Genomic DNA, 16,436 nt, shown 5'->3' on the forward strand with positions numbered 1-16,436 from the left:
AGCCCCAGTTCAGATCAGGGACCTCCCCCCCAGGCGCCGCGCAGGTGCGCCGCCGCCAAGATGCCGGATAGGGTGGCCTGCACCTGGATAGGCTGACCGTTGTCATCGGTATCGGGCCAACTCTTGGCCAGGGCCTGGGCCCAGGTCATGTTGGCGTCCTTGAGCAGCTTGCTGATCACCTGATAGTTGAAGTGCAGGCATCGCGCATCACCAGCTCCTGCTTCTCGGGCAGGCGCAGATCCGCGAGGCTGTTGACGCCATGCTTGCCGACGAAGGTGCCCTGCCAGCGGTTCACGTCCGTCACATAGACCTTGTTGCCACCCGAGCCCTCGATCTCGGCCAGGGCCTCGGTCTTGCAACCGGCCCAGGTGGAGTCCGGCACGAACATGTAGAAGCCGTCGTACTCCTTGCCATCCACCGTCACCTGTTTCGGGCTGTAGTAGCCGGTATCGATCAGCACCGCCTCCCCCAGCTGATAGCCGATGAAGCCCCAGGCGTTCATGGAGTTGTACTGCATGGTCCTGAACATGGCCCCATCGGTCGGGGTGGCGGGGTTGTAGAGGCTGCCTATCCCCAGCTTGTCGAAGAAGCCGCTGATGGTGGTGGGTTCGAAGAGCAAGGTGCCTGTGGAGCAGTCCCGCACCAGGCGGCCCGGCGCCGTCACCTGGGCATAGGTGTAACGGGGTTGCCCTGGTTTTGCAGATAGAAATCGGCCAGCGCCGGGTTGATGCCTGACTCGAAGTCGCGCAGCGCATCCAGGCAGTCCTGGGTGCCGCCCTTCGCCGCCAGGGCGGGGGCAGCCAACGCCAGCAACACGGTTGCCGACACTATCTTCATGGTGGTTTGCAAAGCCTGAATCCTCGTATTAGTCCATTCATCACTGGGCAAACGCCCACACAAGCTCCCAACCACAGACACCCAGGAGAGCACCCGCCATCGGGGACGGCGGGCAAAACCAAACCTTAACTGACCAGGCTCACCGCCCTCCCCTGCTGGGTCGCCAACGTGCCGAGCAACACCTCGGCGGCGGCGCGGGCACTCTCGGGACGGGCCGAGTGGCTGCACAGGTAATAGCGCACATCCGGGTAGCCGAGCAGGTCGTACGGACTGCGCAGGGCCACGACGATCAGTTTCTCCACCTCGCGGCTGAGCCGGCGCACCAGGGCCTGGGCCTCCTCCTGGGCAAAATCCTCCCCAGGCAGGGGGTGATGTTCCGTCACCACCAGCAGCCAGCCATCCTCCACACTCTCCAGCCGATCGGCCGTCACGGTGCGCACCAGCCGGGTGCCCCGACTCAGGGCGGCGAGGAAGTGATCGAAGGCGGGTTCCTTCTGATTGGGGCCTATGCCCCTGGGGTTGGTGAGATTGTGATAGCTGGCCGCCGGGGTGGCGTTGAGCACATACAGGGGCGCCTCCCCCAGCTCGGGCACCTGACGCAGCCAGGTGAGGGCCGCCCCGGCGCAGCCGTTGGCCACCTGCTGGTTGCTGGCCATGTCGATAGGCTGATAGCGCACCATGGGCACCAGCTTGGCGAGCTTGAAGGCGACGATGCGGGCCAGGGCGGCATCGATCAGTGCCTCGTCCAGATCCCCTGCCGCCACCGCGGCCATGATGCCGTGGATCATGGCGAACTGCTTGTCGAGGTAGGCGTCGCTGTGATCGTAATGCTCCTCGGAGAGCATGATCATGATGATGCCCGCCTTGAGCGCCTGCACCGCCGCCGTGGCGGGGGAGTAGTGATGGACGATGGCCCCCATGTTCATGCTGTCTGAGATGATGATGCCGTCAAAGCCCATCTCGGCGCGCAGCAGATCCTGCAAGATGACTCGGGAGAGGGTCGCCGGGTGGTCGCCGTCGATCTGGGGGTAGAGGATGTGGCTGGTCATGATGAGATCCACCCCGGCATCGATGGCGGCCTGGAAGGGGCGCAGATCCTGCTCGCGCAGCTCGTCCAGGGACTTGTCGACCCTGGGGATCTCCCTGTGGGTATCGCCATGGGTATCCCCGTGACCCGGGAAGTGCTTGCCGCTGCCACAGATGCCCCCCTGATGCAGGCCACGCACCGCCGCCGCCGCATGGCGCGCCACCTTGGCGGGCCTGTCACCGAAGGCCCGGGTGTCTATGATGGGAGAGCCGGGATTCAGGTTGACGTCGCAGCAGGGGCCGAGGATGCAGTTAAAACCCGCAAAGCGCATCTCTTCGGCCATGACCCGGTACATCCGCTCCGTGCCCTGGCCCGTCTCGGCCACCCCCAGGGCCAGGTTGCCCGGCCCAGTGGTGGATTCCCCCACCAGCACGCCCCAGGCCCCCTCCTGATCCACCCCCAGCAGCAGGGGCAGGCGGTCCTGTTCGGCCCCTATGCTGGCCAGCGCCCGGGTCAGCTGCCGGGCCTCGGCGAAGGTCTCGCCGTTGTCCTGGCTCAGATAGCAGCCCCCCAGGTTGTACTCGGCGATCATGGGGCGGATCTTGTCGGCCGACTTGCCGGGGAAGGCCAGGATAAACAGCTGACCCACCTTCTCCTTGAGGCTCCAGCCGGAGATAATGCTCGCCACCTTGGGATCTATCTTCATGGTATTGTCCTTAACACTCTGATAAGAAAGTTATTTTTTGCGATGCTGCTTGAGCTGACCCATGGTGAAGGTGACGGCGACGATGACGATGATGCCCCGCAGGATCAGCTGCTGATCCACGTTGAGCCCCATCAGGATCAGGCCGTTGTTGACCATGCCCATGATGAGGGCGCCGATGACGGATCCCACCACCATGCCCTTGCCGCCAAACAGATTGGTTCCGCCTATGATGACCGCGGCGATCACCAGCATGAGGTCGTTCTCCCCCAGGGTGTAGCGGGCGCTCTGCAGCCGTCCCGAGTAGAGGATGCCGGCGAGGGCGGCGAGAAAGCCGTTGAGCATCAGCACATAGAGCTTGATGCGGTTGATGTTGATGCCCGAATACATGGCGGAGATCTTGTTGCCCCCCGTGGCCAGCACCTGCTTGCCAAAGCGGGTGTTGCGCAGCACCAGGGCCCCGATTACCGTCACCAGCAGGGCCCAGATGAAGAGCACAGAGACGGGGCCTATGTCTCCGGAGCCGAAGATGAACACATAGAGATCGTTGTCGATGGGGATGGACTGGAGCGAGGTGGACCAGCGGGCGACCCCAGTGATGATGCCGGTCGTCCCGAGCGTCACCAGGAAGGAGGGGATGCCGACCTGGGTCACGAACAGGCCGTTGATGGCCCCTATCATGGTGCCCACCAGCAGCGCCGCCGAGACCGCCAGCAGTATGCTGTCCGTCTCCTGCAGGGTCAGGGCCGAGACGATGGCGCTGAGGGCCACGGTGGCGCCGAAGGAGAGATCTATCTCGGCGGCGCTCAGCACGAAGGTCATGCCCACCGCCATGATGGCGATGGTGGCGGTCTGGCGCGCTATGTTCATCAGGTTGACGGCGCTCAGGAAGCCCTTGTCGTGGAGCACCACGGAGAAGAACACGAAGATGCCGACGAACACCAGGTAGATGATGTAGTCGCGCCAGTTGATGCGGCTCCCCTTGGGGACCGGCAGGGTTAATTCTTTCATCCTTGACTCCTCGTTTGTCATTGAACCGCCGCCAGCAGCGTCTCTTCATTCATCCGCCGCCCTTCCAGGCAGGCGACGATCCTTCCCTTGTTCACCACGTAGATGAGATCGCAGAAGCTGGCGACCTCGGCATACTCGCTCGACACGAAGATGGCGCCGTTACCTTCGGCGACATAGCTGTCCACTATCTTCATGATTTCGTACTTGGCATGGATATCGATGCCGAAGGTGGGATCATCGAGCAGCAGCACCTTGGCCTCGGTGGAGAGGCACTTGCCGATCACCACCTTCTGCTGGTTGCCCCCCGACAGGAAGCGCACCGACTGGCCGGGGCCGCTGGTCTTGACCCCCAGGCTCCTGATCTGGGCGCGCACCATGGCGTCGCCCTTGGGCTTGTCCAGACTCAGCCCCTGGGTGAGGCGGTCGTAGGCGGCCATCAGCATGTTGTCGGCCACGGAGAAATCGAGCACCAGCCCCTGGCTGCGTCGCTCCTCGGGCACCATGTTGATGCCATGGGCGATGGCCTGTTTGGGGGAGCGGATCCGCACCGCCCTGCCCTCGATGCGGATCTCGCCGGCCTGGATGGGGGTCAGGCCATAGATGGCCTCGAGGATCTCGGTGCGGCCGCTGCCAAGCAGGCCCGCCAGCCCCACCACCTGACCCGGCATCACCTTGAGGGAGATGTCGCGCAGCTGCCCGTTGCAGACGCCGTCCAGCTCCAGCAGGGGCACGGCATCGGCGCTCGGGGCCGGGCGTGGCCAGCTCAGGCTGGTGTCTCCCTTGCTGCCGAGCATGGCCTCGACCAGCGCCTCGACACTGGTGTTGCAGGTGTTGGTGGCGAGCACCGTATGGCCGTCCCGCAGCACGGTCACGGCATCGCAGACCCGCATGATGTCGCTCAAGTAGTGGGTGATGTAGATGATGGACATCCCCCGCCCCTTGAGGGTGGCGATCACCTTGAACAGCTCGTTGATCTCGTTGTTGGACAGCGAGGCGGTCGGCTCATCGAGCACCAGGACGCGAGCGTTCTGGGCCAGGGCCTTGGCTATCTCGACGAACTGCTGCTGGCCGACGCTCAGGCGCCCCACCTCGCAGGCCGGATCCAGCGTCACCCCCAGCATGGCCAGCAGGGGCCCGGCCCGGCGTATTCTGTCCCGGTTGGAGATGAGGGACCCAGGCTCTCCGCCACCGGCCAGGAAGATGTTGTCGGCCACCGACAGGGTCGGCACCAGGCTCAAGTCCTGATAGACCATGGCGATGCCCTCGGCCTGGGCCTCCTTCGGGCTGGCGAAGCGGCAGGGCTTGCCAAACAGCAACACCTCGCCCCCATCCCGGCCATGAAAACCGTTGAGCAGCTTGACCAGGGTCGACTTGCCCGCGCCGTTCTGGCCGACGATGGCATGCACCTCGCCCCGCTTGAGGCGAAACGACACATCCTTGAGCACGGGGATGCCGTCAAACCCCTTCTTGATCCCGCTCGCCTCGATGGCGTACAGCTCCATGTGATGACTCCTTCCCTGTGATAGGCGTGATGGCCGCCACGGCGGCGGCCCCTGGGGTTACTGGCTGAGGGCCTTGGTCACGGCGGCGGGCGGATCCCGGCGCAGGGCCTGCTGCCAGGCCTCGGCCAGATTGTCCCGGGTGACCGCATCGGCGGAGACGGTGACGAAGGGCGGAGTCTGCTCCCCCAGCTTGGCCAGGGTGCCCATGGTGGCCAGGGTCTGGCCGAGATCGTAGGGCAGGTCGGTCACTATGCCGGCCACGTTGCGCCCCTTGGCCATGTCCAGGGCATTGGCGGCCCCCAGATCCATGGTGATCACCTTGATGTCGCTGCGCCCGGCGGCGCGGGTCGCGGCCACCACCCCTTCGGCGATGGAGTCCCAGGGGGCATAGATAGCCTGGATGTCCGGGTGCTGGGTGATGAGGGCCGAGGCCACCACCTCGCCGTCATTGGCGTTGGCGATGCCCTGCCTGGCGAGGATCTGGACGCCGGGATGGCGCTTGGCCAGGTGGGTCAGCACCGCCTGGTCCCGCTGGTTGGTGACGTAGTAGTTCGCCTCGTGGTAGATGAAGCCTATCTTGCCCTGCTCCCCCACCGTCCTGGCCAGCATGTCGGCGGCCAGCCCTCCCATCTCGAACAGATCATCGGTGACGATGCCGGCGTAATCCTTGCCGTATTCAAATCCCGTCGGCAGGTTGCTGATCAGCACCAGCTTGCTGCCCTGCTGCACCGCGGGGCGAAAGGCGGCGGCGCCGGAGACGGGATCGACCACCAGGGTGAGAATGATGTCGGGGGCCATGGCCATCACGGTTTCCACGTCCGTCTTCTGCTTGTTGGCATTGAACTCGGCATCGGTGACCGCCACCACCTTGACATTCAACTCCGCAAACTTGTCCTTGGCCCCCTTGATGAGGGCACTCGACCAGTCCGAGGTGGTGTGCATCAGGATGGCGACCGTGTAGTCCTGGGCCCTCACCTTTTCCTGCTGGGCCGGGGTGAGTGTTACCTGGGTATAGGGGGTCGGCTGTTCACCGTTCGGCCCGAGGGTGGTGGTGATATCGGCGCCGTGGGCCGGGGTGCCCAGCAGCAGAGTGGCGATCAGTCCGGCCAGTAAACAGTGTGAGCGCGTTGCCAACATGGTATTCTCCCTATATCCATTGAGTGGTCGATAGGTATTATCTAGGTGTTTTATAGCCTTTAATGAGACATACCTCACTAAAGCTCGGGCTATTTCCGAGATCCCCCTCACGGAATGTTCAATTATTGTTAATTCCCAATCAGAAAAAACCTGGCCGCCTGGGTATTTCATGAGTAAGAAAGGCGCAAAAATCGGGGCGGATCGGGAGGCACGGACGAGATGAGAGAGGCAGGACTGGACAGGACATGAGTAACAAGCTGACCCCCATGGGCGAGCAGGGGCTCTGCCATCGACTGTTGGCGCGCAATGACATCTATTTCATCAGCTTCGATGAGCAGGAGCGGGTGGTGGCATCCAGCTATCCGGTGGATACCCTGACCCTCTGCCGCCTCGACGATCTGGTGTTTCTGGTCGGGCCAGATCATCTGAGGGCCATCCGCCAGCGGATCCGGGCCAACCTGCCGCCCCTGCGTTTCGAGATCCTCAACCTCGCCTTCGAGCTGTTCCCCCACGATGACGTGGACGGCGCCCGCATCTGGTGCCTGCAGATCAAGCCGAGCGAGGGTCAGGATGCCTCCGCCATCGAGCAGGATCACCGCCTCATCAACGAGCTGGGCCACTCCCTGGCCGCACTCGGCGACAACCCGGCGGCGTCCGGCGAGCAGCGTCAGCAACTGATCGCCCGCCATCTGCCCGAGGTAGAGCAAAAACTCGCCCAGATCCAGGACCCGGCCCTCAAGATGTGCCTGGAGCTCATCCGCACCAGCATGGAGAACAGCCTGCAGGAGGAGGGAAACCAGCGCCTGCTGGCGGTGCTGACCCCCTCGGAACTGCAGGTGGCCGAATTTATTCGCAGCGGCATGTCCAGCCAGGAGATCGCCAGCGCCCTCAATGTGGCGCGCAAGACGGTGGAGAATCACCGCAACAGCGTGCGCATCAAGCTGGGATTGGCCAATCGCGGCGTCAACCTGCGCAACTATCTGCTCAGTCTGGAAAAATAGACGGCCTGCTCACCAGCAGGAGGGGCTGGCCAGTCGCGGCGTCAACCTGCGCAACTACCTGCTCAGCCTGGAAAAATAGACGGCCTGCTCACCAGCAGGAGGGGCTGGCCAGTCGCGGCGTCAAGCTGCGCAACTATCTGCTCAGCCTGGAGAAATAGACGGCCTGCTCACCAGTAGGACAGGGCTCGGCGTCAAGGAGAACAGCATGCAACAAGTCGTCTATGTCGCCAATCCCCTCAGCGGGTTGATCCATGTCTTTGCGCTGACCGAGGATGAGCTGACGCCGTTGCAGCAGGTGCAGACCGGGGGCCAGGTACAGCCCCTGGTCATCAGCCCTGATCGGCGCTGGCTCTATGCCGGGGTGCGGCCCGACTTTCGAGTGCTGAGCTACCCCATCGCCGCCGATGGCCGGCTGGGGGAGCCCTGCTCGGCGCCCCTCGAGGGCAGCGCCTCCCATACCTGCACGGATGGGACTGGGCGCCTCTTTTTCGCCGCCTCCTACGCCTTCGACCATGTCAGCCTGTCCCCCATGGATGAGGCGGGCCGGGTGCAGGCTCCCCACCAGCGCCTCGACGGCCTGATGGCCGCCCACTCGGTGACCTGGCTGGTGGGGAAAGACGGGGTACAGGAGCTGCTGGTGGCCTGCCTCAAGGAAGATGTCATCCGCCGTTTTACCCTGGACGATGACGCTCGCCTGGCGCCCCACCCCCAGGGCGACATCCACACCGCCCCCGGCGCAGGACCGCGCCATCTGGCGCTGCACCCGGACAACGGCGATCTCTACTGCCTGAACGAACTCGATGGCACCCTCAACCGCTACCACAGGGAGGCGGACGGGCGGATCAGGGCGCGGCAGAGCCTGGACCTGCTGCCGGCAGGCTCTGAGGGGAAACGCTGGGGAGCGGACCTTCATCTCACGCCAGATGGCCGCTTTCTCTATACCAGCGAGCGGACCAGCAGCCTGCTCACCCTGTTCGGGGTCGACGAGGTGGATGGCGCCCTGGCGTCCCTCGGCCACTTCCCGACCGAATCCTGTCCCCGCGGCTTTGCCATCGACCACGGCGGCCGCTGGCTCATCGCCACCGGGCAGCAGTCTCATGAGGTGGCGCTGCACCGTATCGACCCCGATAGCGGCCGACTCACGCTGCTCGCGCGCCATCCTGTGGGAGAAGGCGCCATGTGGGTCAGGGTGCTGGATCTTGGCAAGGGCGGCCAGGGGCCCCTGGTCGCAGAAGTGGACGCGGCGCCTTGATAAGCGCCGCGCGTGGAGAGGACCCGCTCAGGGGTTATCGGGCCTCGTTGAGCTCATCATCCGGCCAGTATTTATAGCCCTGCATGGTGGCCTGCACCGCCACCCCCTGCTCGGTGAGCTGATACATCTTCACCTTCTGGAAGTCGGCGTTGGCGGCCTCGCTGAGCACGACCTTGCCATCGTCCGCCGACTTGGCGGCCAGATCCGCCTGGGCGCTGGCATCGAAACCGGTCGTGATGAAGCGATCCAGAGCGGCGACATCGTTGAAGATGATCAACGCCTGGAATTTCTTGATCCCCATGCCAATCCCCATCCCCGCCGTGGCCATCTTCATATAGGTGTCACGACCGGTGCGGTTGTCACGGAGCACGCCGTAACCACTGCCCGCGCTGAGCAACAGCAGGTTGTTGTTCACATTGGTAAAAACGGCATAACCGCGGGATCTCGTCACTTCCTGTCTGATGTTGGGATCCTGCCCATACAAGGTAGAGAGCGTCTGCTGACGCATCTGCAAAATGCTGCTGCGCTGCTCGGCCGGGGTATCCCCCTTGGCGGCGCAACCGACGAGCAGCAACACGGTTAACATCTGGATCCATTGACGCATTTCATGACTCCTTTCCATCTCGCTTGCGGGATGGCCAGATCCCTCTCCCATGTCTGCATGGGTCGGGGGCAATCCGGCCCCTTGTCAGTGACCATTCACCCTCTATCCCTTGGTCACCTCGCCGAGAAACTCGGTGAAGCGCAGCCAGGATTTGGCATCGGCGTCGGCACGGTAGTTGGCGCCACCCAGCACGCTGAAGGCATGGGGGGCGCCGCTGTAGCTGGTCGCCTCATGGTTGACCCCTGCCGCCTCCAGTTCGCCGATCAGGGTCGCCAGATCGGTGAGGGAGACGGCCTCGTCGGCGCTGCCATGCTGGATCAGCAGCCGCCCCTTGGCCTGCTGGTAATTCTGGTCGGCCGGGGTCTCCAGCCCGCCATGGACGCTGACTATCCCCTTGAGACTGGCGCCGCTGCGGGCCAGTTCCAGCACGGCGGCACCACCAAAGCAGTAGCCGATCGCCACCGCATTGTCGAGCCGCCCCCCCTGCCTGCCCGCCTCGGCGAGCCCCTCCTGCAACAGCCTGCGCATCTTGGCCCTGTCCTGATAGAGGGCCCCGGTGAGCCGCCTTCGCTCCTCCACCTCGGCCGGTCTGACTCCGGCGCCGAACAAGTCCACCGCGAACACGCTGTAGCCGAGCGCCGCCAGCATCTCGGCCCGCTTCACCTCGTACTCCGTCAACCCGTCCCAGTCGTGAACCACCACCACCAGGGGAGCCTGCTTGTCGGCGGCGGCCAGGTAATAGCCCTCGAAGGGCTGACCATCGACCTGGTAGCGTACCGCACCGGCCTGGGCTGCTGTCCCCCATATGAGCCCAAGCAGGGCCAGGATCCATCTCGTCTTCATCTTCCTCTCCTTGAGTGTGAACGACGCCCCTGAGTGTAGTCGCCAGCATCCCGGCCGTGGCCCGGGGCGCTGGCGGGGCTGGCATCTGCCGAGGATAGCCAGAGGAGCAACAGCAGTAGGCCACCCCAGGGTGGCCTCCTGTCATCGCCGTAGTTGACGAATCGTCTCTTAGTCCTTGGCCGACGCCATGACACCCTCTTCGGAGTGCTGGGGCAAGATGAAGCTGAGCAGGAAAGAGAGAGGCCACCCTAGGGTGGCCTCCTGTCATCGCCGTAGTTGACGAATCGTCTCTTAGTCCTTGGCGCTCTCCATCACCCCCTCTTCGGAGTGCTGGGGCAAGATGAAGCTGAGCAGGAAAGAGAGAGGCCACCCAAGGTGGCCTCTTGTCATCGCCGTAGTTGACGAATCGTCCCTTAGTCCTTGGCGCTCTCCATCACCCCTTCTTCGGAGTGCTGGGGCAGGATAAGGTTGAGCAGGATCGCGGCCACCGAGGCCAGGCCGACCCCGGCCAGGGCGAAGTCACCAATCTTCATCTCCAGGGCGCCGACGCCCACGGTCAGGGTCACGGCGACGATGGCGATGTTGCGGGCAAGGCCCAAGTCCACCTTGGACTCCACCAGGGTCTTGAGACCGATGGCGGCGATGGATCCGAACAGGAGCAGCATGATGCCGCCCATCACCGGCATGGGGATGGAGGTGAGCAGGGCGTTGAACTTGCCGAAGAAGGCCAGGATGATGGCGAACACCGCGGCCCAGGTCATGGTGACCGGGTTGAAGTTGCGGGTGATCATCACGGCGCCGGTCACTTCGGCATAGGTGGTGACGGGGGGGCCACCGATGAAGCCGGCGAAGCAGACACCGATGCCGTCACCGGCCAGGGTGCGGTGCAGCCCCGGGTTCTTGGTGTAGTCCTGCCCGGTCACGCCGCCGATGGCCAGCACGCCGCCGATGTGCTCGATGCAGGGGGCGATGGCCACCGGCAGCATGAACAGCGCCGCGGCCCAGTTGATCTCCGGGGTCTCGAAGTGCGGCAGCGCCAGCCAGGGGGCGTTGGCCATCCCCTCGAAGCTCACCTGCCCCATCAGCACGGCGGCCACATAACCGGCCACCACGCCGGAGAGGATGGGGATGAGCTTGATCCAGCCCTTGCAGAACACGGCGGCGATCAGGGTCACCGCCAAGGAGATCCCCGCCAGGATCAGGGCCGTGGTCGGGTCCACCACCTGTTCACTGCCGGCGCGGCCCATGGCCATGTTGCAGGCCACCTGGGCCACCGACAGGCCGATCACCATGATGACGGGGCCTATGACCACGGGGGGCAGCAGCTTGTGCACCAGGCCGATGCCGCGCACCCGTATGATGGCGGCCAGGATGAAGTACATGAAACCGGCGGCAAACAGGCCAAACATGGTGGAGGGCAGTCCCCAGGTCTGGGTGGCATAGATGATGGGGGCGATGAAGGCGAAGCTGGAGCCGAGGAAGATCGGGACCTGGCGGCGGGTGCAGAGCTGGAACAACAGGGTGCCGACACCGGCGCCGAGCAGTGCCATGGCGGGGTTCAGACCGGTGAGCAGGGGCACCAGCACCATGGCACCGAAGGCGACAAACAGGATTTGCAGCCCGGCGACACTTTGCTTGACTAAGGAAAACATGAGCGTCCTTACGATTTTGATGACTGACAGCTAAATGTCACACTTTTCAATCATCACAACATATTTTCAAGGCGGCAATGACACAAAAAAGCGTCAATCGTGACCTTTTACTGCTTGGGGAGGGCAGGAAACTAACCTTTTAGGCGGGATTCGTTGCTACAAGCATCGAGGACGCGATTTTACGCACCTTTCTCGAAAATGCCAATCGTTTGCCCGCGAGATATTGTTTTATTTGTCTATTTCGTGAGCCAGAGACGAACGAGGCGGCCCGAGGGCCGCCTGCTGATCATGACGCCTCGGCCTAGACCCGGCGATAGGGCAGATAGGTCGGCTCCCACATGTGGCTGAGGATGTGCTGCTCCAGATCCTGGCCGATCAGGGGATGACCCGGATCCCGACGCACTATGTCCTTGAGCACGGCGGTGGCGACCCGCACCGAGATGGCCCGCAGGGCGCGGATCGGCGGGAAGACGGTGCCACGGGCGAGATCATCCTGGCTCACGCACTCCGCCAGGGCGAAGGCCGCCGTGGTGAACATGTCGGCCCCTATCTCACTGACCTGGCCGACGATGGCCGCCAGCCCGACTCCGGGGAAGATGAAGACGTTGTTGCCCTGGCCGACCCGATAGCGTTCCCCCTCATACTCGACATCCGCGAAGGGGCTGCCGGTGGCGACCACGGCCCGGCCCTGGCTCCAGCGATAGATATCCGCCGGCAGGGCCTCGCAGTTGGCGGTCGGGTTGGAGAGGGGGAACACCATGGGGCGCTCGCAGTGGTTCAGCATCAGCTGGATGTGCTCCTCCCGAAAGGCGCCCCCCACCCCGCTGGTGCCCAGCAGCACGGTTACCGGCACCTGGCGCAGCACGTCCGCGAGGCTGGCGCGCCCCGCCGTCTCGGTGTCCCACTGCGCGAGCAGTGCCCCCGGCTTGGCGTAGCGGCGCTTGTATTCGTCCAGCCCCTCCCGGTTGTCGCACACCAGCCCCTGGCTATCGAGGATGTAGATGCGGTCCCGCGCCGCCTGGGGCTCAAGCCCCTCGCGGATGAGGCCGGCGCAGATCTGATCCGCCACCCCGACCCCGCCGGCACCGGCGCCATAGACCAGGTAGGTCTGCTCCCCCAGGGTCTCCCCCTTGGCCTTGACCGTGCCGATGATCCCCGCCAGCACCACGGCCCCCGTGCCCTGAATGTCGTCATTGAAGGAGGGCAGCGCCTGCTGGTAGCGGGCCAGGTTGTTGAAGGCGTTGGACTTGCTGAAGTCTTCCCACTGCAGCACCGCATTGGGGAAGTGACGCCGGACCCCGGCCACGAACTTGTCGATGAAGTCGTCATACTCCTTGCCGCGAATGCGCCTGTGGGGCTGACCCAGGTACATGGGATCGTCCAGCAGCGCCTGGTTGTCGGTGCCCACGTCCAGCGCGATGGGCAGGCAGCAGGCGGGGTGGATGCCGGCGGCCAGGGTATAGAGGGATAGTTTGCCGATGGGAATGCCCATGCCCCCCACCCCCTGATCGCCGATGCCAAGAATGCCCTGGCTGTCGGTGACCACTATGATGCGGATCGCCTTGCTGTCGAAGTGGCGCGCCTGGGCCCCCATCTCCTCGACATTCTGGGGCGTGATGTAGAGGCCACGCGCCTTCTGGAAGCGGTGGCTGAACTCCTGACACGCCTTGCCCACGGTGGGGGTATAGATGATGGGGGTCATCTCCTCCACATGGAGGGAGAGCAGGGCGTAGAACAGGGTCTCATTCCTGTCCTGCAGCGCCCGCAGGTACTGATACTTCTCGATGTCGCTGCAGGCGCTCTTAAATCCCTGATAGACCCGCTCCAGCTGGGCCTCGAAGGTCTGCACCTGGGGCGGCAGCAGGCCATCTAGGTCAAAATCGGCCCGCTCCTGTTCGGTGAAGGCCGTGCTCTTGTTGAGGTAGCGGTTGTTGAGCAAGTCTGTGCCGGTGAGGGACACGGGGCGAAAGGCGTTGCCTTCTGCATCTTTCCAGAGCAGATATTGTCCAGTAGCCATAGTCATTCTCTTTGATTTACATGAAGTTGCCAGTTGGCAGGAGTGCAAGACCCATAGGAAGAGATCATATGATGTTTGGCCGTTCGATTTTGTGAGCTTGGCCAAACCCTGTGGCCATACCTTAACGCCAAAAGAGGGACTCGACCAGCGGCGGTGAGCCACGGAGCCGTTGCTCTGGCCGACGCCTTGACGCAAGATGGCGGCTCGGGGGCGTCGCCGCTTCGCCAGACCAGGCGATCGCCCCATCTCTTCACCATGATGAACGACATGATTGAGCAATATGAGAGCCAACGACCCCGATCCCCATGAGTTCCCCGTATCTGCCGTGATCCTGGCCGGTGGCCGCGCCAGCCGCATGGGGGGCGACGACAAGGGCTGGGTGCCCCTGGCGGGCAAGCCGCTGATCGCCCACGTGCTCGAGCGCCTGCGCCCCCAGGTGGACGAGGTGCTGATCAATGCCAATCGCAGCGAGGAGCGTTATCGCGTCCTGGCCCCCGTCATCGCCGATCGGCGGGTCGATTTTCAGGGGCCCCTCGCGGGCATGGAGGCCGGTCTTTGCGCCGCCCGCCACGACTGGGTGCTGTTCGTGCCCTGTGACGGCCCGGCCCTGCCCCGGGATCTGATGGCCCGCTTTCGCGCCGCCATCGGCCCGGAGACCGAGCTGGTGGTGGCCCACGATGGCGAGCGCCTCCAGCCCGTGGTCGCCCTGCTCCATCGCGCCCTGCTCCCCTCCCTGCAACTGGCCCTGGCGTCAGGGGAGCGCAAGACCGGGGCCTGGTTCGCCCGCCACCAGATGGCGGTGGTGCCCTTTGCCGATCAGCCGGATGCCTTTATCAACCTCAACAGTCCCCTCGAACTGGCCGACTACGAGGCGCGCCTGCCGCCCACGACGGCGCACCAGACGGCCCCCTGACGCCGTCATGCCTCAGCCCGCGCCTCCCAGCCGCATGAAGGGGTCACCATGTTGATCGGGGCCCCGGCGGCGAAGGCGAGCAGGTTGTCAAACGCCTGTCCCAGATAGCGCTCATCGCTGTCCCGGGTGACATAACCCGGGGGCTCTCGCTCGAACAGGTCCAGGGCGGCAAAGCCGGGGCGCGGCCCCGAGCTCAGATGGAGAGGGCGGAGACCGTCTGGGAGACCCGGCTCGCCTCCTGGTGGATCTCTGTCATCAACCTGTCCACGCCGGCTATCTGCTGCTTGCCGAGCTCGGCGCTGCCCGCCACCCCGGCCATGTCCTCGGTCACCCTGGCGGTCAACTCCCGGTTCTTCTGCACCACCTTGGCTATCTCCCCGGTGGAGAGGCTGGTGCGGGCCGCCAGCTGGCGTACCTCGTCGGCGACCACCGCAAAGCCCCGTCCCTGCTCCCCGGCCCGGGCCGCCTCGATGGCGGCGTTGAGGGCCAGCAGATTGGTCTGATCGGCGATGGCGCTGATGGTCGAGACGATGGCCTCTATGCTCCTGGACTGCTCGTTGAGCTGAGCGATGAGGGCGGTGGCCTCATCCACCTGGCTGGCGATGAGAGAGGAGGTGTCGACCACGGCGCGCAGCAGCCCGGCGCCCTCCTCCGCACTGTGCAAGGTCTCCTGGGCCGTGCTGTGGGCGAGCCGGGCCGCTTCCCGGGTGGCATGGCTCTGATGAATGCGGGCCGTGATGTCGCTGGCGAACTTGATGACCCTGACCACCTTGCCGTGCTCGTCCCGGATCGGGTTGTAGGTGGCCTCCAGCCAGATGGCCTCCCCCCGGCTGTTGTAGCGCAGGAAGAGGCCGGACTTGAACTGGCCCCGGGCCAGCTCCTCCCAGAAGTGGGGCTGTTCGCGCCAGAAGGCCTCGTCGCAGAAGATCCTGTGATGCTTGCCCACCAGCTCGCTCAACCGATAGCCCATGGCGTCGAGGAAGTTGGCATTGGCATCGAGGATCTCGCCGTCCGGGGTGAACTCGATGATCGCCTGGGAGCGGTCCAGCGCCTGGGCCAGCGCCTCCAGCCGTTGCAGCCGCTGATGGCGCGCCGTCACGTCGCGGGCAATCATGACCACCCGGGTCACCCTGCCCTGCTGCTTCACCGGGAAATAGCTCGCCTCGAGCCAGCGGGTCTCCCCCTGCCGGTTGACGCGCTCGAAGGTGCCGGATTGGGGCTGCCCCTGGCGCAGACGGCTCCAGAACTGCTGATAGTCGCCAGACTTGTCCATCCCCCTTGGGCAGAGCAGGCGGTGGTGGCGCCCCGGCAGTTCGCTGGCGCCATATCCCATCAGCGCCAGGAAGGGGGGGCTCGCCTCCAGGATCGCCCCGTCCGGGCTGAAGAGGATGGCCGCGGCGCCTGCCTGGATCGCCACGACCATGCTCTGCGCCTCGTCGAGCCGGGTCTGACAAGCCTGCAGCTGTCCCTTGAGTTTGTGATTGAACATGACGCTTCTACCTCGTTGACGATCCGGAGTGGCACCCGGCCCCCAGTGATCCTGGTGGTCCCAGGTTCAGTGGTCAGAGCTCTGTGAAAGTGCGGGCGCGCAGTGTATAGAAAAGCGACTACGTCGCCAAGGACTCCAGTACGAGGCAGGCGCCCATCGGGATCAGTGTGAAAAGCGGGCGCCGGGCATCAGGGGGCTGGCGAGCACTCCAGGCAGGCTGGATTGCCCGCAAAACCGAATTGTTCGTACAGCGCTCGCCCCTGCGTGCTGGCATGGAGCCACAGCCCCCCCAGCTCGCAAAACAGCGCCATGCGAAGACGCACCAGGGCGGGAATATCGGCGGTCAGGGCCTCGCGCACCATCCTCTCTCTCCTTGGGTCCATGACGGAGACCATCGCCCCCGTCACCATGATGAACAAGAGGGGTGCTTATACCCCTCATTTGGCTC

General features: G+C 64.5%; 16 protein-coding genes. 3 read left to right on the forward strand and 13 right to left on the reverse strand.

The genetic code is table 11. The features are described 5' to 3' along the window. Window positions 1-14: 14 nt before the first annotated feature. From ACW5W4_RS06125 to ACW5W4_RS06155, 7 genes are all read right to left on the reverse strand, one after another. Window positions 15-149, reverse strand: a complete 135-nt coding sequence (locus tag ACW5W4_RS06125; protein WP_427260532.1) for a hypothetical protein — start codon at window positions 147-149, stop codon at window positions 15-17. 26 nt (window positions 150-175) lie between these two features. Then, the gene (locus tag ACW5W4_RS06130; protein ID WP_456688763.1) at window positions 176-664 is read right to left on the reverse strand and encodes a hypothetical protein; all 489 of its coding nucleotides are present in this window, start codon (window positions 662-664) and stop codon (window positions 176-178) included. Further along, the gene (locus ACW5W4_RS06135) at window positions 661-849 is read right to left on the reverse strand and encodes a hypothetical protein (protein ID WP_456688764.1); all 189 of its coding nucleotides are present in this window, start codon (window positions 847-849) and stop codon (window positions 661-663) included. The genes ACW5W4_RS06130 and ACW5W4_RS06135 overlap by 4 nt, the downstream gene beginning before the upstream one ends. A 113-nt stretch (window positions 850-962) precedes the next feature. Then, on the reverse strand, window positions 963-2,570 hold the full coding sequence (locus ACW5W4_RS06140) for a glycoside hydrolase family 3 N-terminal domain-containing protein (RefSeq protein WP_456688765.1): 1,608 nt from the start codon (window positions 2,568-2,570) through the stop codon (window positions 963-965). Window positions 2,571-2,600: 30 nt separating this feature from the next. Next, window positions 2,601-3,578, reverse strand: a complete 978-nt coding sequence (locus ACW5W4_RS06145; protein WP_456688766.1) for an ABC transporter permease — start codon at window positions 3,576-3,578, stop codon at window positions 2,601-2,603. A gap of 17 nt (window positions 3,579-3,595) precedes the next feature. Further along, window positions 3,596-5,080 (reverse strand): sugar ABC transporter ATP-binding protein, encoded by a 1,485-nt coding sequence (locus ACW5W4_RS06150; protein WP_456688767.1) that lies wholly within the window; start codon window positions 5,078-5,080, stop codon window positions 3,596-3,598. A 57-nt stretch (window positions 5,081-5,137) separates the two neighbouring features. Further along, on the reverse strand, window positions 5,138-6,217 hold the full coding sequence (locus ACW5W4_RS06155) for a substrate-binding domain-containing protein (protein ID WP_456688768.1): 1,080 nt from the start codon (window positions 6,215-6,217) through the stop codon (window positions 5,138-5,140). Window positions 6,218-6,462: 245 nt separating this feature from the next. Between ACW5W4_RS06155 and ACW5W4_RS06160 the strand changes: the two genes are divergently transcribed. Both ACW5W4_RS06160 and pgl read left to right on the forward strand, forming a co-directional pair. Further along, window positions 6,463-7,218 (forward strand): helix-turn-helix transcriptional regulator, encoded by a 756-nt coding sequence (locus ACW5W4_RS06160; RefSeq protein ID WP_408797559.1) that lies wholly within the window; start codon window positions 6,463-6,465, stop codon window positions 7,216-7,218. Window positions 7,219-7,423: 205 nt separating this feature from the next. Beyond that, on the forward strand, window positions 7,424-8,470 hold the full coding sequence (gene pgl / locus ACW5W4_RS06165) for a 6-phosphogluconolactonase (protein WP_456688769.1): 1,047 nt from the start codon (window positions 7,424-7,426) through the stop codon (window positions 8,468-8,470). A 34-nt stretch (window positions 8,471-8,504) separates the two neighbouring features. Here pgl and ACW5W4_RS06170 read toward each other — a convergent pair whose 3' ends face one another. The 4 genes from ACW5W4_RS06170 to ACW5W4_RS06185 all read right to left on the reverse strand — a co-directional run bounded on the left by ACW5W4_RS06170 (window position 8,505) and on the right by ACW5W4_RS06185 (window position 13,586). After that, window positions 8,505-9,074, reverse strand: a complete 570-nt coding sequence (locus ACW5W4_RS06170) for a lipid-binding SYLF domain-containing protein (protein WP_427260526.1) — start codon at window positions 9,072-9,074, stop codon at window positions 8,505-8,507. 102 nt (window positions 9,075-9,176) lie between these two features. Beyond that, window positions 9,177-9,917: a dienelactone hydrolase family protein gene (locus ACW5W4_RS06175; protein WP_456688770.1), complete on the reverse strand. Its 741-nt coding sequence runs from the start codon at window positions 9,915-9,917 to the stop codon at window positions 9,177-9,179. A 413-nt stretch (window positions 9,918-10,330) separates the two neighbouring features. Then, the gene (locus ACW5W4_RS06180; RefSeq protein WP_456688771.1) at window positions 10,331-11,569 is read right to left on the reverse strand and encodes a uracil-xanthine permease family protein; all 1,239 of its coding nucleotides are present in this window, start codon (window positions 11,567-11,569) and stop codon (window positions 10,331-10,333) included. 301 nt (window positions 11,570-11,870) lie between these two features. After that, on the reverse strand, window positions 11,871-13,586 hold the full coding sequence (locus ACW5W4_RS06185; RefSeq protein ID WP_456688772.1) for an NAD-dependent malic enzyme: 1,716 nt from the start codon (window positions 13,584-13,586) through the stop codon (window positions 11,871-11,873). 280 nt (window positions 13,587-13,866) lie between these two features. Here ACW5W4_RS06185 and mobA point away from each other — a divergent pair, with 280 nt between their 5' ends. Beyond that, window positions 13,867-14,499 carry a molybdenum cofactor guanylyltransferase MobA gene (gene mobA / locus ACW5W4_RS06190; protein ID WP_456688773.1) on the forward strand — a complete coding sequence of 211 codons (633 nt, stop codon included), beginning with the start codon at window positions 13,867-13,869 and terminating at the stop codon, window positions 14,497-14,499. A gap of 193 nt (window positions 14,500-14,692) precedes the next feature. Here the strand turns inward: mobA and ACW5W4_RS06195 are convergent, their stop codons facing one another. Together ACW5W4_RS06195 and ACW5W4_RS06200 are read right to left on the reverse strand one after the other, a co-directional pair. Beyond that, window positions 14,693-15,988, reverse strand: a complete 1,296-nt coding sequence (locus ACW5W4_RS06195) for a methyl-accepting chemotaxis protein (RefSeq protein ID WP_456688774.1) — start codon at window positions 15,986-15,988, stop codon at window positions 14,693-14,695. A 188-nt stretch (window positions 15,989-16,176) separates the two neighbouring features. Next, window positions 16,177-16,350 (reverse strand): hypothetical protein, encoded by a 174-nt coding sequence (locus tag ACW5W4_RS06200; protein ID WP_456688775.1) that lies wholly within the window; start codon window positions 16,348-16,350, stop codon window positions 16,177-16,179. Window positions 16,351-16,436: the final 86 nt, after the last annotated feature.

The sequence above is a fragment of the Aeromonas crassostreae genome, assembly GCF_054052445.1.